Source organism: Comamonas sp. 14P8.1.4 (genome assembly GCF_057799285.1).
This window is the reverse complement of the sequence record NZ_JBYOKN010000002.1, coordinates 370,020-390,348: the sequence shown is the minus strand read 5'-3', so window position 1 is coordinate 390,348 and position 20,329 is coordinate 370,020. Positions and strand designations below refer to the sequence as shown.

At 62.2% G+C, this 20,329-nt stretch carries 16 protein-coding genes and 1 pseudogene; 11 read left to right on the top strand and 6 right to left on the bottom strand.

The features are described 5' to 3' along the window. Window positions 1-81 precede the first annotated feature (81 nt). From AC27VO_RS06470 to rsmA, 3 genes are read left to right on the top strand one after another with little or no spacing between them, the layout of a single operon-like run. Complete coding sequence (locus AC27VO_RS06470; protein ID WP_488665996.1) at window positions 82-2,448, top strand: LPS-assembly protein LptD; 2,367 nt, start codon at window positions 82-84, stop codon at window positions 2,446-2,448. A gap of 8 nt (window positions 2,449-2,456) precedes the next feature. After that, a complete protein-coding gene (locus AC27VO_RS06465) occupies window positions 2,457-3,860 on the top strand; it encodes a peptidylprolyl isomerase (protein WP_488665887.1) in 1,404 nt (467 codons plus the stop codon). Between the two features lie 9 nt (window positions 3,861-3,869). Continuing rightward, window positions 3,870-4,643, top strand: coding sequence for a 16S rRNA (adenine(1518)-N(6)/adenine(1519)-N(6))-dimethyltransferase RsmA (rsmA, locus tag AC27VO_RS06460; RefSeq protein ID WP_488665886.1), 774 nt, complete (start codon window positions 3,870-3,872; stop codon window positions 4,641-4,643). A gap of 85 nt (window positions 4,644-4,728) precedes the next feature. Here the strand turns inward: rsmA and AC27VO_RS06455 are convergent, their stop codons facing one another. The 3 genes from AC27VO_RS06455 to AC27VO_RS06445 form a co-directional block, all read right to left on the bottom strand. Next, the gene (locus AC27VO_RS06455) at window positions 4,729-5,154 is read right to left on the bottom strand and encodes a barstar family protein (RefSeq protein ID WP_488665995.1); all 426 of its coding nucleotides are present in this window, start codon (window positions 5,152-5,154) and stop codon (window positions 4,729-4,731) included. A gap of 125 nt (window positions 5,155-5,279) precedes the next feature. Continuing rightward, window positions 5,280-5,687 (bottom strand): guanyl-specific ribonuclease, encoded by a 408-nt coding sequence (locus AC27VO_RS06450; protein ID WP_488665885.1) that lies wholly within the window; start codon window positions 5,685-5,687, stop codon window positions 5,280-5,282. Between the two features lie 138 nt (window positions 5,688-5,825). Continuing rightward, on the bottom strand, window positions 5,826-8,135 hold the full coding sequence (locus AC27VO_RS06445) for an NADP-dependent malic enzyme (protein WP_488665884.1): 2,310 nt from the start codon (window positions 8,133-8,135) through the stop codon (window positions 5,826-5,828). Between the two features lie 268 nt (window positions 8,136-8,403). Between AC27VO_RS06445 and AC27VO_RS06440 the strand changes: the two genes are divergently transcribed. After that, complete coding sequence (locus AC27VO_RS06440) at window positions 8,404-9,405, top strand: Bug family tripartite tricarboxylate transporter substrate binding protein (protein WP_488665883.1); 1,002 nt, start codon at window positions 8,404-8,406, stop codon at window positions 9,403-9,405. Window positions 9,406-9,653: 248 nt separating this feature from the next. Here AC27VO_RS06440 and AC27VO_RS06435 read toward each other — a convergent pair whose 3' ends face one another. Together AC27VO_RS06435 and AC27VO_RS06430 are read right to left on the bottom strand one after the other, a co-directional pair. Then, complete coding sequence (locus tag AC27VO_RS06435; protein WP_488665994.1) at window positions 9,654-9,944, bottom strand: DUF2061 domain-containing protein; 291 nt, start codon at window positions 9,942-9,944, stop codon at window positions 9,654-9,656. Beyond that, window positions 9,936-10,151, bottom strand: a pseudogene (locus tag AC27VO_RS06430) (DUF2061 domain-containing protein); the annotation flags it as partial. The gene AC27VO_RS06435 and the pseudogene AC27VO_RS06430, both read right to left, overlap by 9 nt. A 220-nt stretch (window positions 10,152-10,371) precedes the next feature. Between AC27VO_RS06430 and AC27VO_RS06425 the strand changes: the two are divergent. The 4 genes from AC27VO_RS06425 to AC27VO_RS06410 are packed head-to-tail and all read left to right on the top strand — an operon-like array spanning window position 10,372 to window position 16,250. Then, window positions 10,372-14,100, top strand: a complete 3,729-nt coding sequence (locus AC27VO_RS06425) for a PAS domain S-box protein (protein WP_488665882.1) — start codon at window positions 10,372-10,374, stop codon at window positions 14,098-14,100. Further along, window positions 14,084-15,112, top strand: coding sequence for a response regulator (locus AC27VO_RS06420; RefSeq protein WP_488665881.1), 1,029 nt, complete (start codon window positions 14,084-14,086; stop codon window positions 15,110-15,112). Before AC27VO_RS06425 ends, AC27VO_RS06420 begins: the two co-directional genes overlap by 17 nt. Window positions 15,113-15,134: 22 nt before the next feature. Next, the gene (locus AC27VO_RS06415) at window positions 15,135-15,665 is read left to right on the top strand and encodes a GNAT family N-acetyltransferase (protein ID WP_488665880.1); all 531 of its coding nucleotides are present in this window, start codon (window positions 15,135-15,137) and stop codon (window positions 15,663-15,665) included. Window positions 15,666-15,725: 60 nt separating this feature from the next. Beyond that, window positions 15,726-16,250 carry an NUDIX hydrolase gene (locus AC27VO_RS06410; RefSeq protein ID WP_488665879.1) on the top strand — a complete coding sequence of 175 codons (525 nt, stop codon included), beginning with the start codon at window positions 15,726-15,728 and terminating at the stop codon, window positions 16,248-16,250. A gap of 195 nt (window positions 16,251-16,445) precedes the next feature. Here AC27VO_RS06410 and trxA read toward each other — a convergent pair whose 3' ends face one another. Continuing rightward, entirely contained in the window at window positions 16,446-17,402 is a 957-nt protein-coding gene (gene trxA, locus AC27VO_RS06405) for a thioredoxin (RefSeq protein ID WP_488665993.1), read from the bottom strand. Window positions 17,403-17,633: 231 nt separating this feature from the next. Between trxA and purE the strand changes: the two genes are divergently transcribed. Genes purE through AC27VO_RS06390 form a run of 3 tightly spaced genes read left to right on the top strand, consistent with a single transcriptional unit; the run spans window position 17,634 to window position 20,308 of the window. Continuing rightward, window positions 17,634-18,131, top strand: coding sequence for a 5-(carboxyamino)imidazole ribonucleotide mutase (gene purE, locus AC27VO_RS06400; RefSeq protein ID WP_488665878.1), 498 nt, complete (start codon window positions 17,634-17,636; stop codon window positions 18,129-18,131). Next, on the top strand, window positions 18,128-19,300 hold the full coding sequence (locus AC27VO_RS06395; RefSeq protein WP_488665877.1) for a 5-(carboxyamino)imidazole ribonucleotide synthase: 1,173 nt from the start codon (window positions 18,128-18,130) through the stop codon (window positions 19,298-19,300). The genes purE and AC27VO_RS06395 overlap by 4 nt, the downstream gene beginning before the upstream one ends. Window positions 19,301-19,309: 9 nt before the next feature. Continuing rightward, window positions 19,310-20,308, top strand: coding sequence for an L-threonylcarbamoyladenylate synthase (locus tag AC27VO_RS06390; protein ID WP_488665876.1), 999 nt, complete (start codon window positions 19,310-19,312; stop codon window positions 20,306-20,308). Window positions 20,309-20,329: the final 21 nt, after the last annotated feature.

Here is a 20,329-nt window from a genome sequence, read left to right as displayed (position 1 = left end):
GCGCCTGTGAGCCCACACGCTTTTTCCTTGCCTCAGCAAATTTCCTCGTACCGCCTGCGCCCGCTGGCGGCGTCCTTGGCAATGGCTTGGGCCGCCACAGCGGCTTGGAACGTGCAGGCGCAAGACAAAGAGCACAGCCTGTGGGAGTCGGCACTGCCCGCGCCACACCTCAAATCCAGCAGCCAGCTGGAAGAGACCCTGAGCCCGGCGCTGCGTGACCAACTACCCTCCTACATCAAGGCAGAGCAAATCACCGGTCAAGCGGACATCAACTCGGTTTTGGAAGGCGGCGCCGAACTGCGCCGTGGCGACACCGTGATTCGCGCGGACCGCGTGGAATACACCATTGCCAACGACACCGTCGATGCCCAAGGCAATGTGCACATCAACCGCGGCGGCAACGTCTACCAGGGCACCGCCCTGAAACTGCAAGTGGATGCATTCCAGGGGGACTTCACCGAAGCCACCTACCAGTTTCTGGAAACACAGGGCCACGGCGATGCATCGCGCATCGAGTTCATCGACCGCGACAACACCGTGGTCTACAAAGCCACCTACACCACCTGTTTGCGCGATGACAGCGACAGCTGGGAGCCGGACTGGATGATCCGTGCCAACCGCATCACGTTGGATCGAGTGGAAGACGTTGGTGTGGCCTATGGCGGCGCCTTGGAATTCAAGGGCGTCCCCATTTTGCCCATCCCTGCGATCAGCTTCCCGCTCTCGGACAAGCGCAAATCGGGCCTGCTGCCACCCACGATTGGGATTGACAGTGTCAGTGGCGTTGAATACAGCCAGCCGTACTACTGGAACATCGCACCTAACCGCGATGCCACCATCACGCCTACCCTCATGACCAAACGCGGGGTGAGCTTGGGCACAGAATTCCGTTATCTGGAGCCCACCTACTCCGGAGCCATCGATACGCTGTACATGCCCGATGACAAGCTGCGTGATCGGGATCGCTGGGGCTATAACTGGAAGCATGCTTCTGCCCTTGCATCGCCGCTGGGCAAACTAGATCTGACCTGGAACCTCCAGAGAGTCAGCGACGATAACTATTGGCGCGACTTCAGCAGCATGCCTAGTGCCAGCAGCAGTTTCGGCAATACCAACCACCGTTTGCTCAGTAGTGATGGTCGGCTGTCATGGTCATCCAGGCGTCATCACATTTCGCTGTATGCCCAGAAGTGGCAGGTCTTGCAGGACATCGATGCTCCAATTGCGCCGCCGTTCAATCGCATGCCCCAACTGCAGTGGCGCTACGACACCACCGCATGGGCAGCCCAAGGCTGGGATGTCAACCTCCTGGCTGACACCACGCGCTTTGAAGCCGACAACTGGAATGGCAGCAAGCGCCTGGACAATGGCCAGCGCAGCTACATACTCAGCCAGATCAGCCACCCCTACCTGCTCCCAGGCGGCTTCATCACGCCCAAGGTCCAACTCCACGCCAGCAACTACCAGTTTGACGATGGCGCATACCGCGCACGCGGCCAATCGTTCGCCATTCCGACCTTGAGCCTGGACAGCGGGCTGGTGTATGAACGCGATGCATCCTTGCTGGGACGCAACTATGTGCAGACCCTGGAGCCACGCGCTTTTTATACCTATACGCCTTACCGCGACCAAAGCATGGTGCCGCTGTACGACACCGCACTGGCTGACTTCAATTTCGGCTCCATCTACAGCGAAAACAGCTATACCGGGCGCGACCGCATTGCCGACAACAACATGCTGACCGTGGGCCTCGCGACCCGTTATCTCAAACCCGATGATGGATCAGAAGTAGCACGCCTTGGTGTGGCGCAGCGCCTGCGCTTCAAAGACCAGCGCGTGGGCCTGGGTTATGACACCTTGGGCGAAAAAGGCTGGTCGGACATCCTGGTCGGTGGTGGCATCACCTGGAACCAACGCTGGAGCACCGATGCACTGGTGCAATACAACCGTGACATCCAACGCACCACACGCTCCTCGATCAGTGGACGCTACACACCGGGTCCTTACAAAACCCTTAGCGCAGCCTATCGCTACCAGCGCGAAAACAGCCTGTCTGTGGCCAACTCCGGCAGTGAGCAAGTCGATGTAGGCTGGCAATGGCCCCTCAACGCTGGCAACAAGAACAGCTTTGGCGAAGCCACGGGCGGAGGCCGCTGGTACAGCGTCGGTCGCCTGAACTACAGCATGCAGGACAAAAAACTGGTCGATGCCATCGTGGGCTTTGAATATGACAGCTGCTGCTGGATTGGCCGCGTGGTGATCGAACGCATGCAAAATAGCCGCGTTGAGGCCAATACCCGCCTGCTCTTTCAACTTGAATTTGTGGGCTTCTCTCGCTTGAGCCTGGGTGCAGATCCGCTGCGCAGCCTGCAAGAGTTCGTTCCTGGTTACCGTGCCTTGCGCGATCGCGATGGCACCACACCAAGCCGCTTTAGCAATTACGACTAATGCTTTTTATGCGCCACCTGATTTCCTCACCTCGTCACATCGCTTTTGGGCTGGTTTGTGCCGCAGTTTTTTCGACATGGTCAGTTCACGCACAGGGCATGCGTCCTGCCAATGGTGACAAAACCCTCTCCCGCGCCCTGTCTACATCGAGCCAGCCCGCTGCCGTGGCGCAACCCACGCAAGGACTGCGCTCGGCCGATTACATCGTCGCCGTGGTCAACGCAGATCCGGTGACCAACAACGAGGTGCGCGCCCGGATACAGCGGGTCACGCAGGCCATGCAGGCACAAGGTGCCAAGCAGTTGCCGGCCCCTGAGGAGCTAGCTCGCGAAGTCCTGGAACGCCTGATCGTCGAGAAGGCACAGATCCACACAGCCAAGGAAACCGGCATCAAGGTCGATGACTACGCCGTGGATCAAGCCATTCAGAACCTGGCACAACAAAACGGCCTCAGCCCTGAAGCCATGCGCCGGGAAATGAGCCAGCAAGGGCTGTCGGAAAAGTCTTTCCGCGAAGAAATCCGCAACCAGCTGCTGATGCAACGCCTGCAAAACCGCGAAGTCGATGGCCGCGTCAAGGTCACCGAGCAGGACATTGACCAGTACCAGGCCGATCAACGCCGCAAAAATGGCCAGACCGACATGGCCACCGCCGCCATCAACCTGGGGCACATTCTGATTACCGTGCCCGAGCGCGCCAGCCAGGCAGAAATTGCACAGCGCCAAGCACGCGCCCAGCAAGCACTGGAAGCCGCGCGCACGGAAGGCGACTTTGCCGCCGTGGCCAAACGCTTCTCCGAAGGCGGTCAGGCCGTGCTGGGCATGCGCCCCGCCAATCGCTACCCCGGCTTGTTTATCGAGGCGGTGGCTTCCACCCCCGTCGGCGGCATTGTGGGCCCCATCCGCTCGGCAGCAGGCTTCCACATTCTGAAGGTGATCGACAAGAGCGCCAGCGGTGTGGCCGCCGTTGTCACACAAAACCATGCACGCCACATTCTGCTGCGGACTTCGCCACAATTGGGGGAACGTGAAGCTGCGCAACGCTTGGCAGAACTGCGTCAGCGCATCGAAGGCGGCGCCCATTTTGAAGATCTGGCCCGCCAGTATTCGGAAGATGGCAGCGCCCAAACGGGCGGTGACTTGGGCTGGGCCGGTCCTGGCCGCTATGTGCCCGAGTTTGAGCAAGCCCTCAATGCCCTGGATCCTGGCCAAGTCAGCCAACCCGTGGTTTCACGCTTTGGTGTGCACCTGATTCAACTGGTGGATCGCCGCCAAGCCACATTGACGCCCCGTGAGCAACGCGAAATGCTGCGTGACGTGATCCGCGAAGAAAAGCTGGAGAAGGCCCATGCCAACTGGCTGCAAGAGCTGCGCGGACAAGCCTATGTGGAATACCGCGAACCACCCCAATAATTTCTCCGCGTGAAACATATTCCCCGTAAACGCTTCGGTCAGAACTTCCTGACCGATCACGGCATCATCGATTCCATCGTGGCTGCCATTGACCCCAAGCCCGGCCAGCCCCTCGTGGAAATCGGCCCGGGCCTGATGGCTCTGACTCAGCCCCTGGTGGAACGCACCGGCCGCATCACCGTGATTGAGCTGGACCGTGACCTGGCTGCGCGCCTGCGCACCAAGCCACAGCTGAACGTGATCGAGTCGGACGTGCTCAAGGTGGACTTCACCGCCTTGGCCCAGACGCTGGACGTGCCCAAGCTGCGCGTGGCCGGCAACCTGCCCTACAACATCTCATCGCCGATTCTGTTTCACTTGCTCGAGCACGTGGATGTGGTGCAAGACCAGCACTTCATGCTGCAAAAAGAGGTGATCGACCGCATGGTGGCCGATGCTGGCAACTCCGACTACGGACGCTTGTCCGTCATGCTGCAGTGGCGCTACGCCATGGAGAACGTGCTGTTTGTACCCCCCGAAAGCTTTGACCCACCACCCAAGGTCAACAGCGCCGTGGTGCGCATGGTGCCGCGCGCCAATCCAGCTGCGCTTGACCCCAAGCTGCTCGAGACTTTGGTGCAGGTGGCCTTCAGCCAGCGCCGCAAGATCTTGCGCAACACGCTGGGCAAATGGCTGGATGAAAAAGGCTTCAGCGGTGATTTCGACGTGCAGCGCCGCGCCGAGGAAGTGCCTGTGGCCGAATATGAGGCACTGGCTGCACAACTCTCACAAAACAAGAGCTAACAGCGCTTGCTGGATAAGCGCCAGCACATGATTAGACTCAAAAAAAGCGCCCTCATGAGGGCGCTTTTTTACGGGCATCCGTCGCTTAAAGGAAGGAGTAAAAGCAGCGGAAGGCAATTTTGCGTTCGGCCCAGTAATCGGCAGCATCGCGGAAACAATCCAAAAACTGCTCGCGCATTTCTTTGTCGAACTTGTGGGCCATGGGCAACTGATCGAGCACCAGCACAAAACCTGGCTGCGGCCCCGCCTTGTGCAGAGGATCGGTCAGACAGTCGTACAGGGCATCAAAATTCTTTCCGAAGTGCACCGGAAAGTGAAACTGCACGGCAATCAGATCCAGCGCATCCTGCTTGGACTGCGCATGGGCCAGATTGGCATACAGAAAATGCTGCCCCGTGGCCTCTGCCGCTTGCTGCAAATCCGAAATGCGGAACGCGCGGATCGATTGCACGATGTTGCTACGCACACCTCGCAACAGGTTCTGGGGTTCGGGACAAGACGGTGTGTCCATCTCCGTAATTCTTTCTATAGCTCGTAGTTGCCCACTCAAAGCGGAGGGCGTGGGAGTGATGGAGCGCGTGCTGGTCCACAAGTTCCCGTATGTGGCGCTGCGATTCCAGTCCAGGTCCAGTGCGCTCATGGCGTGATCTTCCGAAAACTGTTGTAGTGGTCGCCGGTGTAATAGCAAGCCACAGGCTGCGTCACAGGCACCCCACCGCACACAATGCGCCGCGCGCCCCGGTCGCGGGACCACGGTGTTTTCACGGTGTATTCGCGGTAGTAACCCCGTTTTTGGGCTGGCAGCAGACGCTCGCGGTTACCAAACACGGTGCCGTCTTTGTCGTAGGGAAACGGGCCGCCCTTCAGAATCAGTCGATATGTGGTGCGTGCTTGCGAGGGCAGTTCGTCCAGAGACACAACATCAGCCTGATCGGCAGACAGCGTCCCTCGCGCCTGCAATGCCCCAGCGGATACCGCCAGCACTGCTCCCACCACCATGGCACCCACCGCCCGAAACGCCGGGCGGATGACCGTATTCCGCATCACGCAACACCTTTCAGAAAGTCTGGCTCAGCCCAGAAATTCGATCCGCAAGTGTGACGCAGCGATTTTCAAATTGCAAGAACAAAGGGCTGATCGCCATCAGCAATCAGCCCTTTTTTGACTCCCTGCAGTGACCGATCAGCGGCCCACGTTGGCGTCGGCCACGGTCAAGGCGGTCATGTTCACAATCCGTCGCACCGTGGTGCTCGGGGTCAGCACATGCACGGGCTGGCTGGCACCCAGCAAAACCGGACCAATGGCAATACCGCCACCGGCTGCCTGCTTGAGCAGGTTGTAGGAGATGTTGGCCGCGTCAATGTTGGGCAACACCAACAGGTTGGCTTCACCGCTCAGGCTGCTGTTGGGCATGAGCTTCATGCGTGCCTCGGCATCCAGCGCCACGTCGCCATGCATTTCGCCATCCACTTCCAGCCACGGGGCTTGAATGCGCAGCAATTCCAGCGTTTGGCGCATTTTGATAGCGCTGGGCTGGTTGCTGGTGCCGAAGTTGGAGTGACTCAACAGCGCGGCACGGGGCTTGATACCAAAGCGCATCATCTCCTCGGCGGCCATCATGGTGATCTCGGCCAACTGCTCAGCCGTGGGGTCGTAGTTGACGTGTGTGTCCACCAGGAACACCTGGCGCTCGGGCAGCATCAGGCCGTTCATACAGGCATAGGTGGTGGCACCGGCCTTTTTGCCGATCACCTGGTCGATGTAGTGCAGGTGAATGGAGGTGTTGTTCCAGGTGCCGCAGATCAGGCCATCCACCTCACCCTTGTGCAGCAGCATGGAGCCAATCAGCGTCAGGCGGCGGCGCATTTCGATCTTGGCGATGGGGGCAGTCACGCCCTTGCGCTCTGTCATGCGGTGGTAGGTCTGCCAGAAGTCGCGGTAACGGGGATCATCTTCCACGTTCACCACGTCATAGTCGCGCCCCTGCTCCAGACGAAGGCCGAACTTTTCAATGCGCTGGGCAATGATGGCTGGGCGACCAATCAGCGTGGGGCGGGCAATGCGCTCGTCGACCACGATCTGGGCGGCACGCAGCACGCGCTCTTCTTCGCCTTCCGCGTAGGCCACGCGCTTCTTCGCGGCCTTTTTGGCAGCGGTGAAGATGGGCTTCATCACGGTGCCAGACGCGTAGACAAACGTTTTCAGGTGCTCGCGGTAAGCATCCATGTCCTGGATCGGGCGCTGTGCCACGCCGCACTTGGCGGCCATATCGGCCACGGCCGGTGCCACGATGAGCATCAGGCGCGGGTCAAACGGCTTGGGGATCAGGTATTCAGGACCAAAGCTCAGTTGCTGGCCCACATAGGCGGCAGCCACTTCTTCCGACTGCTCGGCCTCTGCCAGCGCGGCAATCGCATGCACAGCGGCAATTTCCATCTCGGTGGTGATGGTGGTCGCACCACAGTCCAGCGCACCACGGAAGATGTAGGGGAAGCACAGAACGTTGTTGACCTGGTTCGGGTAGTCCGTGCGGCCCGTGGCGATGATGGCATCGTCACGCACGGCCTTCACGTCTTCCGGCAGGATTTCGGGGTTGGGGTTGGCCAGCGCAAAGATGATGGGCTTGGCGGCCATCTTAGCCACCATGTCTTTTTTCAGCACATTGCCAGCCGACAGGCCCAGGAAGGCGTCGGCGCCTTCGATCACCTGGCTCAGGGTACGCAGATCGGTCTTCTGGGCAAATTGCGCCTTGTCCTCGTCCATCAGCTCGGTACGGCCTTCGTAGACCACGCCCGCAATGTCGGTGACGAAAACGTTTTCACGCTTCAGACCCACTTCCAGCAGCAGGTTCAAGCAGGCCAAAGCGGCGGCACCGGCCCCCGAGGCCACCAGCTTGATCTCGTCAATTTTCTTGCCCGCCACCTTCAGCGCATTGACCATGGCGGCCGCCACCGTGATGGCCGTGCCGTGCTGGTCGTCGTGGAAGACGGGAATGTTCATGCGCTTGCGCAGCTCACGCTCCACAAAGAAGCACTCGGGCGCCTTGATGTCTTCAAGATTGATAGCGCCGAACGTAGGCTCCAAGGCGGCAATCACGTCTACCAGCTTTTGCGGGTCTTTTTCGTTGATTTCGATGTCAAACACATCGACGCCGGCGAACTTCTTGAACAGCACGCCCTTGCCTTCCATGACGGGCTTGGAAGCCAGCGCACCGATGTCACCCAGGCCCAGCACGGCCGTGCCGTTGGAGATCACCGCCACCAGGTTGCCACGGCTGGTGTACTTGAAAGCAGCTGCGGGGTCTTTGACGATTTCTTCGCAGGGTGCGGCCACGCCGGGCGAATAGGCCAAGGCCAGATCGTGCTGGTTGGCCATGGGCTTGGTGGCAGCAATCGCTACCTTGCCGGGCTTGGGAAACTCGTGGTACTCCAGTGCGGACTGGCGCAGCAAAGCACGTTTATCGGGCAAGGCGGGGGTGGTGGTCTCGGACATGTCGTCTCGTCTCCCTGGACGCAAAAAGTTGCAATTGCACACAGCGTATCGAACGTGCAATCTCTGATATTTAGTAATCCATTGTAGGTGGTTGCTATCAAAAACAGCATGTGCTCTGCCACACGCTGGGGTCAAACACCTTCAACCCAGAGCACCTCAATCGTGTTTCGCGAAATTCAGCAAAACGACAGCTTGCATGCACACACCCTGTGTTTTAGCCGCTATGCTTTCTTTCGTTAACCTTACTAACCATTGATTAGGGAATCTAATGAAGCAGTTGGCGAATTCTTCTGTCTCCATTTGGCGTGCCACTTTGGGCGCTGTCACGGTGGCTGCGGCCAGCCTCACGGGCGCTGCCCAGGCCGCCGATGCCTATCCCAGCAAGCCCATCACGCTGGTGATTCCGTTCTCTGCCGGTGGCTCCACCGACATCGTGGGCCGCCTGCTGGCCCAGAAGATGAGCGAGAACATGCACGTTTCCGTGGTGGTGGAAAACAAGCCCGGCGCCAACGGCACCATCGGTGTCGACCGTGTGGCCAAGGCCGCACCCGATGGCTACACCATCGTGCTGGGCGATGTGGGCGGCATGTCCATGGCCCCTGGCCTGTACCCCAAGCTTCCCTACAACCCGCTCAAGGATCTGACGCCTGTGAGCCTGGTGGGCCGCAGCCCGCTGGTGCTGACCGTCGGCCACAACAGCCCGCTCAAATCGCTGGCTGACCTGACCGCTGCCGCCAAGGCCAACCCCGGCAAGCTGAACTACCCTTCGTCCGGCACCGGCGGCCCCAACCACATGGGTGGCGAGCTGTACGCCATGCAGTCCGGCGTGAAGATCACCCACGTGCCCTACAAGGGCAGCGCGCCATCCGTGGTGTCGCTGGTGGCGGGTGAAACCGACTTTGGCTTCCTGACAGCCGTCACCATCAACTCGCAACTGAAGGCGGGCAATGTGCGCGCACTGGCCGTGGCCCACGACACACGTCTGCCCTCCATGCCCGATGTGCCCACGACCACCGAAGCCGGCCTGAAGGGCTTCACGGCCGATGCCTGGTTCATGGCCGCCGTGCCTGCAGGCACGCCACAGCCCATCGTCGACCGTCTGTACCAGGAAATCGCCAAGGCCCTGCCCGACGCCGATGTGAAGGCCAAGCTGGATGCGGGCGGCGTGCTGCCTGCCGGTCTGGACACCAAGCCCTCTGCCGCTTTCCTGCAAAGCGAAGTGGCCAAGTGGCGTGAAGTGATCAAGACCGCCAAGATCACGCTGGACTGAGTACCGCTTCAGGCACAAAGCCCTGGCACCGTAAGGTGGCAGGGCTTTTTTTTATGAGCATGCCGCGCATGCTGTGCGGTTAATTCCAGATGTTTTCACATTGAAAACAAGAAAGCACAAGTGCAAGGCGCTACTTTTTTAACTGTGGCATGGCGCCATGCCTGCCAGGCGCTGCACCAGCCATTGCTCAAATCCACACCATGTTGTTTGGGACATTGCGACTCCTGATAGCAAAGGGCGGTGCACATTCATGCGACATGCTGCAGCGCGCAGTGCTGGGCACAGGCTTGCTGGCGGGTGCAGCCCGAGGCCGAAGCGCAGACCAAGGTGATCGTGCGGGCGGCTTGGCGGGCCTGGGCCTTTTTCTCCCAGGCTTTCTCGTGCAGAAAGAAGAACACCATTTGCACCGTGGGCTCCAGCAGGCTCAGGGTCAGCGCCGCCAGCCAATCGCCCGTCACGGCATAGGCCACACCCACAGCCACGGTCAGGTGCACGCCGTAGTAGCTGGCCGTCTTGACCAGCGTGCGCCAGCGCTGCAGCGATGCGCGCGCCCAGGCCTTGTCGTGCACAAAGTACGCCACGGCTTGCACACTGGGCTCCAGCAGGCTCAGGGTCAGCGCGGCCAGGGCATTGCCTGTCACCGCATACGCCACGCAGGCAGCCACCACCACGTGGATCACGTAGTAGCTGGCGGTTTTGAGCAGCACGGTCTCGTTCTTGCGCAGCAGGTGGTGGATGTTCGACATAACAACGGCCTCAATGGAAAGTTGTTAAATAATAGCTATTAGCAATTAATAATTAAATTTGATAGTTGCTATTGCATTCATCGCCACACCCTATCTGGGCCGTGCCATGAAAGCGGTCAATGCACAAGGTGTGCTGGCATACAAAGTAAGACAAATCCTACAAATTCACACATTTCAGGCAAGATGGCGACCTTCTGCGCTGCTGCCCCTCTTCTTGTGTATGTGGATTCGATTTCTCTCGGATGACCTGGCCTATGTGCCCATGCAATGGGCCTGGATGGATCCACGGCTGGTAGCGGTCTCTATCGCCGTCTCCGTGTGCACGGCCATGCTGGCGCTGCACTGCGCCCACCGCGCCAGCCTGGGCACACACCGCCGGGGTTGGCAGACTGCTGGCACGGTCAGCCTGGGCGGCGGGGTCTGGGGCATGCACTTCATCGGCATGCAGGCGTTCACGCCCTGCGGCTCCGGCAGCTTTGCCGTGCTGCACAGCGCACTCTCCGCCCTGCCCAGCCTGCTTGCTGCAGGTCTGGTGGTGCACACCCTCAGCCACCCGCAGCGCCGCTGGGGTCGCATGCTGCTCAGCGGCCTGGCTCTGGGGCTGGGCGTGGCCACCATGCACTTTTGGGGCATGCGCGCCTCCGAAGCCACGCACTACATGGATTACGCCCCCATCGGCCTGGCGCTGGCCCTGGCGTTGGGCCTGGCACTGGCCGTGCTGGCCATCACGGTTTATGGCCGCCTGCAAGACCTGGGTGCGGGCCCACGCACCACGGTGCTGCTCAGCGGCGCAGTGATGGGGTTGGCTACTGCCTGCATGCACTACATCGCCATGGATGCCATCCACCTGCCCGTGGGGCCCGACCCCATGCGCAGCGTTCGCCTGGAGAGCCCGTGGACACCGCTGACCCTCAGTGCCAGCGCCTGCTTGCTGGTCGGTATGGTGCTGCTGGCACTGAGCATTGGCTGGCGCTGGCGCCAGCTGTTTGCGGAAATCCGCCGCAGCGAAGCGCGCCTGCGCGCCGTGGTCGACACCGCTGTGGACGGCATCATCATGATTGAGGGGGATGGCAGCATCGTGGCCTTCAACCCCGCAGCAGAGCGCTTGCTGGGCTGGCAGGCACACGAGGTAATCGGGCGCAACGTCAACACCTTGATGCCGGCTCCCCACCACCACGCGCATGACGGCTACCTGCAGCGCCACTTGGCCAACGGGCACACCAGCATCATCGGCTCAGGCCGTGAAGTGCAGGCACTGCACAAAGACGGCACGCTGATCGATGTGCGCCTGGCCGTGGGCCCGGTGGCACAGGCCGACAAGCCACTGTTCGTCGGCTTTCTGACCGACATCCGCCAGCGCAATGCCATGGAAACCTCGCTGCGCCACAGCGAAGAGCAGCACCGCACGCTGATCAGCAACATCCCCGGCGTCACCTTCCGCCGCGCCGCCCACGCCCCCTGGCAGCCGCTGTTCTTGAGCACCCCCGTCGAAGCGCTGACCGGCTGGCCCGCCGAAGCCCTGCTGGCCCAGCCCCGGCGCATGGAACAGCTGCTGCCGTCGGCCGACAGCGCCGCCCTGCACCGCGCCGTGGCCGAAGCCCTGGAAGCCGGGGTGGCCTATGCCTGCGAGTACCGCCTGCGCCACCGCGATGGCAGCCTGCGCTGGGTGACGGAAAGCGGCCGCGGCGTCTATGACGCGCAAGGCCATGTGCGCTGGATTGACGGCGTCTTGATGGACCACACCGAGGCCAAGGCCCGCAATGCAGAGTTTGAGGGCACGATCGCTGCCATCAACCGCGCCATCGCCCTCGTGGAATACAGCCTGGACGGCCATGTGCTGCACGCCAACCAGCACTTTTTGCAGATGTTCCACTACCGCTTGTCCGACGTGCAGGGCCAGCACTTTCGCATGTTCTGCCTCGACACCCCCGAGGTACACGCCCAGGACACCGCCATGTGGCAATCGCTGCAGCGCGGTGAGCACGTCAGCCTGGAATGCCAGGCACGCGCCAGCGGCGATCGGCTGCTGTGGGTCAACACCTCGTTCAGCCCCATCCTGGATGCGAATGGCCAGCCCGTGCGCATCACCCAGCTCGTCACCGACATCACGGCCAGCCACACCCTGGCGCAAGCCCTGCTACAGGCCAAGGAAAAAGCCGAGGCCGCAGCGGCCGCGCGCAGCACCTTCCTGGCGAATATGAGCCACGAAATTCGCACCCCCATGAATGCCATCATCGGCTTCTCGGAGGCGCTGCTCGACACCCCGCTGCACCCCATGCAGCAGCGCTATGTGGACACGGTGTACCGCTCGGCGCGCTCCATGCTGCGCCTGCTCAACGACATTCTGGACACCGCCAAGCTCGACAAGGGTGCCGTTAGCCTGGAGGTGGATGATTTCTCCATCGCCGACCTGTGCAATCTGGTCGTCGGGGCACAGCGCATTCAGGCCGAGAAAAAAGGGCTGCAGCTGCTGCTCGACATCCACAGCGAAGTGCCCCACTACCTGCAGGGTGACGCACTGCGGGTGCAGCAAATCGTGGCCAATCTGATGGGCAACGCCGTCAAGTTCACCGAACACGGCCATGTGCGCCTGGAAGTGGGCTATGGCCACGGCACGCTGCACCTGCGCATTCAGGACACGGGCATCGGCATTGCCGCCGACAAGCTGGAGCATATTTTTGCCCCCTTTGCCCAGGCCGACGCCTCCACCACCCGCCGCTTTGGCGGCACAGGGCTGGGCACCACCATTTCACGCCAGCTGGCGCAACTGATGGCCGGAGACATCCGCGTGCGCAGCCAGCCCGGGCAAGGCACAGAGTTTCACGTCACCCTGCCGCTGGCCGCTGGCCAAGCCCCGCGCAATACCGTGCCCTCGGTGGTGACACCCTTGCCTGCGCTGCAGATCTTGGCTGTCGACGACGTGCCGCAAAACCTGGAGCTGCTGCAGGTCGTGATGCAGCGCCACGGTCACCAGGTGCATTTGGCACGCAACGGACTGGAAGCCGTGCAACTGCGCCAAACCCTGGCCCTCGACCTGATCTTGATGGATTTGCAGATGCCGCTGATGGATGGCCTGGAGGCCTCGCGCACCATCCGCGAATGGGAGGCCCAGAACGCTGTCGACCGCATGCCCATCATTGCCCTGTCCGCCAGCGTGCTGGAGCAGGATCGGCGCGCCTGCGATGCCGCGGGCATGGATGGTTTCGCCGCCAAACCGCTGGAGCTCCACAAGCTGATGCTGGAGATGGCGCGCGTGCTGCAGCAACGCAACGCCACCACCGTACCCGCAGCGGATGCCGAGCCCGCCACCCAGCTGCCGATGGATAGCCACGTGGCCGACTGGCACACCGGCCTGCAGCTGTGGGGAGGCCCCGCACCTTTGCGCGCAGCTTGGGCACGCTTCATGGCCGAGCAGCACAACCGCGTGCAAGAGCTGTATGTGCTGACACAACAGTCGGGCGCCACCACGGCCGCCGCCATCGTGCACCGCATGCGCGGCGCGGCGGGCAATCTGGCCTTGCCCCAGTTACATACGCTGCTGGGTGTGCTGGAGACCGCCGCCCGCAACGGTGATTGCAGCAGCTTGCAACAACAGCTGCCTGCCCTGGGCTCTGCCCTGGCGCAGGTGGAAGCCTTGCTGCGCGCCACAGAGCCTGCTGGCGGCACCGCCAGCGCCCCAGCGCCCGCCGTGGCACACGGCTTGCCCGCGCACACGCAAGCACAGCTGCAAGCGGCGCTGCACACCCTGGCAAGCAGTTTGCATGTGGGAGAAATTGACAGCCACGCCATGCAAAGCCTCCACCAATGGCTGCCCACTGCCGCCATCGCACCGCTGCAAGCGGCGCTGGACCTGTTCGACCTGGATCAGGCACTGCAATGCGTGCAGCTGCTGATGACAGACCTGCCCCCTTTAGACACGACAAAGCCGCCCCATGTTGCCCAGCCATGAAGACCACCGGCCACGCCTGCTGCTGGTGGATGACGAGCCCTCCAACCTGCATGTGCTGCGCCAGATACTCGGGCAGGAATACCGCCTGCAATTTGCCACTGATGGCGCCAAAGCCCTGCAACTGGTGGCCCACCAGCCGCCCGATCTGATCCTGCTGGACATCATGATGCCGGCGCTCAGCGGCTATGACGTGTGCCGGCAGCTCAAGGCTGACCCCAAGACGCGGAGTATCCCGGTGATCTTTGTCTCGGCCCTGTCCGAAACCGGCGACGAAGCCCAGGGCTTTGAGGCCGGTGCGGTCGACTACATCCTCAAACCCGTGCGTGCCCCGCTGGTGCGGGCGCGGGTGCGCACACACCTTTCGCTGGTCGACACCCGGGCGCTGCGCCAGTCACGCCTGCACCTTGTGCAGTGCCTGGGCCGCGCGGCGGAATACAAGGACAACGAGACCGGCATGCACGTCATGCGCATGAGCCACTTTGCCCAGGCACTGGCGCTGGCCATTGGCTGCCCCCCCACCTGGGCCGACGACCTGCTACACGCCGCCCCCATGCACGATGTGGGCAAGATCGGCATCCCCGATGCCGTGCTGCTCAAACCCGGCCCCCTGACCGACAGCGAGTGGCAGACCATGCGCCAGCACCCCGCCATTGGTGCGGAGATCATTGGCGAGCACGACAGCGGCATCCTGCAGATGGCGCGCAGCATTGCCCTGACCCACCATGAAAAATGGGATGGGTCCGGCTACCCCAGTGGCCTGCGCGGTGCAGACATTCCGCTGGCAGCCAGGATCGTGGCCCTGGCAGATGTGTTTGATGCACTCACCTCCGTGCGCCCGTACAAGCGCGCCTGGTCGGTCGATGCGGCCTTGCAGCACATCCAGGCACAGTCAGGCCAGCACTTTGACCCGGCGCTGGCGCCCGTTTTCATCGGTCTGCGACCACAGCTCGAAGCTATCCGCCAGCGCTGGACCGACGAAGCGCAAGAGCCCGCGCTGGCCGACAGCCTGTAGCCCGCCCTAGATAATGCAGGCTATGACTGTGTCTGCCCTGCCTTCTCCCTGGATCGTGCGCCCTCTGGAAGTACACGACGTTGACAGCCTGCTGCATGTGCAAACCATCTGCTATGGCGATGGTTTTCTGGAAAGCCGTGACGTGTTCGCCCAGCGCCTGGGCTGTGCGCACCACTGCTCCATCGGCGTGGTGGCAGCAGGCACACACGCGCTGCAGGCCTATCTGGCGGCCTACTGGTCCAACCCAGGAAAGATCACCCCGCTGAACGCCCCTTTTGCCGCCCCATCAAAGGGTGAGCAGGTGCTGTTCCTGCACGACATGTCCGTGCTGCCCGCACTGGCCGGGCAAGGGGTGGCACGCCACCTGCTGCAACACACCCTGCAGCACGCTCGCCAGCGCGGGCTGTACCAGGCCGCACTGGTCTCGGTCCAAGGCTCTCGCGCCTATTGGGAACGTCAAGGTTTTTCTGTATGCCCCGTCATGGATGCACAACAGTCCACCCACCTGAAAACCTATGGTGATGGCGCTCTGTACATGACGATGACGCTCTGATTTCTGATAATCGAGACATTCGCTGACAAACGCCCGCGCCAGCGTCGCGATAATCCCCGCATGCCTAACCGATGGAAACCGAACGTCACGGTCTCAGCCGTGATTGAACGCGATCAGCGCTTTTTGCTGGTGGAAGAAAACACGGCCGACGGCTTGCGCCTGAACACCCCTGCCGGCCACCTCGACCCTGCCGAGACACCGCTGCAGGCCTGTGCCCGCGAAGTGCTGGAGGAGACCGCTTACAGCTTCCAGCCCACGGATCTGGTCGGCATCTATATGAACCGGTTCATCCGCACCCGCACCGGCTCCGACATCACCTATATGCGCTTTGCCTTCACCGGCCAGCTGGGTCAGCACCACGCCCACCGCCTGCTCGACGAAGGCATTGTGCGCGCCGTCTGGCTGACGCTGGAAGAGCTGCAGGCCACCGCCCACCTGCACCGCAGCCCCGTCGTGCTGCAATCGGTGCGCGACTACCTGTCGGGCCAGCGTTTCGATGCCCGCATGATCCAGGCAGACCCCAGCATCTACAGCGTGCCAGAGCCCACCCCCCATACGCAGGACTTGCTGGCCACGCTCCGATAAGCAGAGCTGCCAGCACTGGTAAAACCTGGCGCTGACAGCCCAACACCCTTGATACCCAGGTTTATCAAGCGCAAATCGCTATGGTTTTCAAGCATTGGCTTGCACAACCGGGCATCCAACGGGTGCAAAGGCACACAAAAAAAGGAGCCACCAGGGCTCCTTTTTTATACGGTGCAACCACCGCAACGCAGGCGCTTAATTCAGCGCCATGCTCAGCTTGCGGCGGTAGCTGTTGACCAGCGCAGTCATCTCATCCTGCTCAGCCGTGTTCTTGCCCAGCAGCTCAATGCCGCCAGCGCTCTTGCCGGGGACTGCATCTTGCTTCTTCGGTTTGGCGGGCGTAATCAGTTCCAGAATACCGACCAGCAGCTTGCGGGCGGCCTGGCCGTTCCATTCCTTGTCGCGCATGATGATTTCCAGCAGCTCGTCCATGGCCACGGTCCACTGGCCTTCTGCGGCCAGCACCTGGGACTTGGCAAAGCGGGTGTCGAAGTCGCGCTTGTTCTGGGCGATGAGCGCATCAAACTGCGCCAGTTCCCAGTTGCCGCGCTCATCGTTGTGCACAAACAGCATGCACTGCAGCCACTGGTGCAGCGCTTCAAACTGCATGGGCTTGGGCAGGCGCTTGAGGGGCTCGTGCAGCAGGTCGGCCGCCTGGGCGTAATCGCCCGTGGTGATCAGCAGGCGCACATAGTCAAAGCGCGCATCGTCGTTGGCGGGATCTGCCTGCAGGGCCTCTGCCAGCTTCTGCAGCGCTGCCTGGGTGTCGCCCGACTCCAGCATCTGCTGCGCCTCATCGACTTCGGCCTCGGCTACCAGCTCGCCTTCGGAGGGCAGGTGCTTGTCCAGAAACTGGCGTACCTGGCCTTCGGTTTGCGCCCCCTGGAACCCATCCACCGGGCGCCCGCCGATCATCAGCACGCAGGTTGGCACGCTGCGAATGCCGAACATGCCGGCGATTTGCTGGTTGGCATCCACATCCACCTTGGCCAGCTTGAAGCGGCCCGCGTACTCGGCTTCGAGTTTTTCCAGGGTGGGAATCAGCGTCTTGCAGGGGCCGCACCAGGTGGCCCAGAAGTCCACCAGCACAGGGATGGCCATCGACGAGGCAACCACCTCGGCTTCAAAATTTTCAAGGGTGATATCAATCATGAAATTGTTCTCTGTGCGGCGCGCGCAAGGCGCACCCAGTCCATCGGTGCCCGACAGGCGTACAACACGCATTCTCTAGCAATTCGGCCAGCCTCTTTCCAGATAGGCTTGTCGTGCGCGATTTCAAGGCTGCGGCAGCACAGACGACCCCGCAACCCTCTCTGACTGGGGGATACCCGTAAAATCAGCGCTTCCACTTGGCCGGGCCGCAAGCGCCCTTTGAGAGAGAACATGAACCCCATCCAGATCGGTGTGGTCATGGGTTCCAGCAGCGACTGGGACACCATGCAACACGCAGTTGCCATCCTCCAGCAATTCGGTATCGCCCACGAAGCGCAAGTGGTCTCGGCCCACCGCATGCCGGACGACATGTTCCGCTACGCTGAAGCCGCTGCCAACCGCGGCCTCAAAGCCATCATTGCCGGTGCCGGTGGCGCTGCCCACCTGCCAGGCATGATTGCCGCCAAGACCACCGTGCCCGTGCTGGGCGTGCCTGTGGCCAGCCGCCACCTGCAAGGTGTGGATTCGCTGCACTCCATCGTGCAAATGCCCAAGGGCGTGCCTGTGGCCACTTTCGCCATCGGCGCAGCCGGTGCCGCCAACGCAGCCCTGTTCGCCGTGGCCCTGCTGGCCAATGAAGACCCGGCCCTGCGCGCCAAGCTCGAAGCCTTCCGCGCCGAGCAGACCGCTGCTGCCCGCGCCATGACCTTGCCACCGGTGGCCGCATGAGCGTCAACGACACGCACGTGATCCTGCCCGGCGCCACGCTGGGCGTGCTCGGCGGCGGCCAGCTGGGCCGCATGTTTGCCCATGCCGCACAAGCAATGGGCTACTTCACCGCCGTGCTGGACAAGGATGCGACCAGCCCTGCCGGCCTGGTCAGCCACCACCACATTCGCACCGGTTACGAAGACGCCCAAGGGCTGGCCGAGCTGGCCCAGCTGTGCGCGGCCGTGACCACCGAGTTTGAGAACGTGCCCGCCGGTGCGCTCAACACCCTGGCGCAAAGCCTGCCCGTATCGCCCGCCGGCGCCTCCGTGGCCATTGCCCAGGACCGTGCCGCCGAAAAAGCGCACTTTGTGAAGTGCGGCGTGCCCGTGGCCCCGCATGCCGTGATCGAAACGCCCGAACAACTGGCCGCCGTAGCGGCCGATTTGCTGCCCGGCATTTTGAAAACATCGCGCATGGGCTACGACGGCAAGGGCCAGGTGCGTGTCAAAACCCTGGAAGAACTCGCCAAGGCGTGGGACGAGCTGGGCCGCGTGGCCTGCGTGCTGGAAAAAATGCTGCCGCTGGCGCACGAATGCTCCGTCATCGTGGCACGTGGCCGCAACGGCAGCATCGTCAACCTGCCCGTGCAGCGCAATCTGCACCGCGACGGCATTTTGGCGGTCACCGAGGTTTACGAAGGAAATCCACCTTCAACCCAAGTAGCACAAGCGCTAGCTGCTGCGAAGTCTGTAGCAGAAGGCTTGAACTACGTCGGCGTGCTGTGCGTGGAATTCTTTGTGCTGCAAGACGGCTCACTCGTGGTCAACGAGATCGCACCGCGCCCGCACAACAGCGGCCACTACAGCCAGAACGGCTGCGATGTCTCGCAGTTTGAACTGCAAGTGCGCTGCATGACCGGCCTGCCCCTGGTGCAGCCCCGCCTGCACAGCGCCAGCATCATGCTGAACCTGCTGGGTGACCTGTGGTTCAAGGACAGCGATACCGCCAAGACCCCTGCGTGGGACCAGGTGCTGGCCCTGCCCGGCTGCCACCTGCACCTGTACGGCAAGGTCGATGCCAAGCGCGCCCGCAAGATGGGGCACCTGAACATCACCGCCGCCACGCCCGAAAAGGCGCGTGCAACTGCGCTCAAGGCTGCCGAAATCCTCGGCATTGCAGCGTTTTAAGGAACTGACGTGATTCTGGATGGAACGCTGAACGCCTCGGTACAAGCTGCAGCCGTTGCCCTGCAACAAGGCCAGCTGCTGGGCCTGCCCACCGAGACGGTCTATGGCCTGGCCGCAGACAGCGACAACGACGCGGCCGTGGCTCAGATCTTTACCGCCAAGGGCCGCCCGGCCAACCATCCGCTGATCGTGCACGTGGCAAGCGCCGACGCCATCACCCGCTATGCCAAGGAAGTGCCGGTCTTTGCCCAGCAACTGATCGATGCTTTCTGGCCCGGCCCGCTCACCCTGATCCTGCCGCGCCTGCCCGATGCCGCCAAAGCCTCCACCGGCGGCCAAGACAGCGTGGGCCTGCGCTGCCCCAGCCACCCGGTAGCGCATGCCGTGCTCGTGGCCTGCCAGCAGCTGAATCCGCCCGTGTGGGGTGTCTCGGCGCCCAGTGCCAACAAGTTTGGCCGCGTCAGCCCCACCACGGCAGCGCATGTTGCTACCGAATTTGGTGACGACTTGCTGGTGCTGGACGGCGGTGCCTGCGAAGTGGGCATTGAATCGACCATCGTCGACTGCACGCGCGGCATTCCCGTGCTGCTGCGCCCCGGCGCCATCACACGCGACGATATCGAGCGAGCCTGCGGTCAGCGCCCACTCTCCAAAGAAGAGCTGCCAGCGCATACCCCGCGCGCCTCCGGCACACTTTTGGCCCACTATGCACCGAACGCCAAAGTGCGGCTGATGGATGCCAAGCAGCTGCAATCTGCATTGGATGTACTGGGTGCCGATGGCAAAAACATTGCCGTCTACCACCGCAGCGCGCTCCAAAATGCCTCCAAGGGCGTGCACCTGCGGGCCATGCCCCAGCAAGCCCTGGGCACCGCCCACGAGCTGTTCAGCGCATTGCGTGACTTTGACGAGATCGGCGCGAAGCTGATCTGGATTGAAACCCCACCCGACACCGCCGACTGGGAAGGCGTGCGCGACCGCCTGCAGCGCGCAGCAGCGGCGGGCTAATGCGCCCGTTGCGCTCCCTTG

Coding starts and splice junctions, on each gene's coding strand:
- AC27VO_RS06470 (WP_488665996.1), top strand. CDS start 82: ATGGCTTGGGCCGCCACAGCGGCTTGGAACGTGCAGGCGCAAGACAAA.
- AC27VO_RS06465 (WP_488665887.1), top strand. CDS start 2,457: ATGCGCCACCTGATTTCCTCACCTCGTCACATCGCTTTTGGGCTGGTT.
- AC27VO_RS06455 (WP_488665995.1), bottom strand. CDS start 5,154: ATGGACACACCGTCTTGTCCCGAACCCCAGAACCTGTTGCGAGGTGTG.
- AC27VO_RS06450 (WP_488665885.1), bottom strand. CDS start 5,687: ATGCGGAATACGGTCATCCGCCCGGCGTTTCGGGCGGTGGGTGCCATG.
- AC27VO_RS06445 (WP_488665884.1), bottom strand. CDS start 8,135: ATGTCCGAGACCACCACCCCCGCCTTGCCCGATAAACGTGCTTTGCTG.
- AC27VO_RS06440 (WP_488665883.1), top strand. CDS start 8,404: ATGAAGCAGTTGGCGAATTCTTCTGTCTCCATTTGGCGTGCCACTTTG.
- AC27VO_RS06425 (WP_488665882.1), top strand. CDS start 10,372: ATGTGGATTCGATTTCTCTCGGATGACCTGGCCTATGTGCCCATGCAA.
- AC27VO_RS06420 (WP_488665881.1), top strand. CDS start 14,084: ATGTTGCCCAGCCATGAAGACCACCGGCCACGCCTGCTGCTGGTGGAT.
- AC27VO_RS06415 (WP_488665880.1), top strand. CDS start 15,135: ATGACTGTGTCTGCCCTGCCTTCTCCCTGGATCGTGCGCCCTCTGGAA.
- AC27VO_RS06410 (WP_488665879.1), top strand. CDS start 15,726: ATGCCTAACCGATGGAAACCGAACGTCACGGTCTCAGCCGTGATTGAA.
- trxA (WP_488665993.1), bottom strand. CDS start 17,402: ATGATTGATATCACCCTTGAAAATTTTGAAGCCGAGGTGGTTGCCTCG.
- purE (WP_488665878.1), top strand. CDS start 17,634: ATGAACCCCATCCAGATCGGTGTGGTCATGGGTTCCAGCAGCGACTGG.
- AC27VO_RS06395 (WP_488665877.1), top strand. CDS start 18,128: ATGAGCGTCAACGACACGCACGTGATCCTGCCCGGCGCCACGCTGGGC.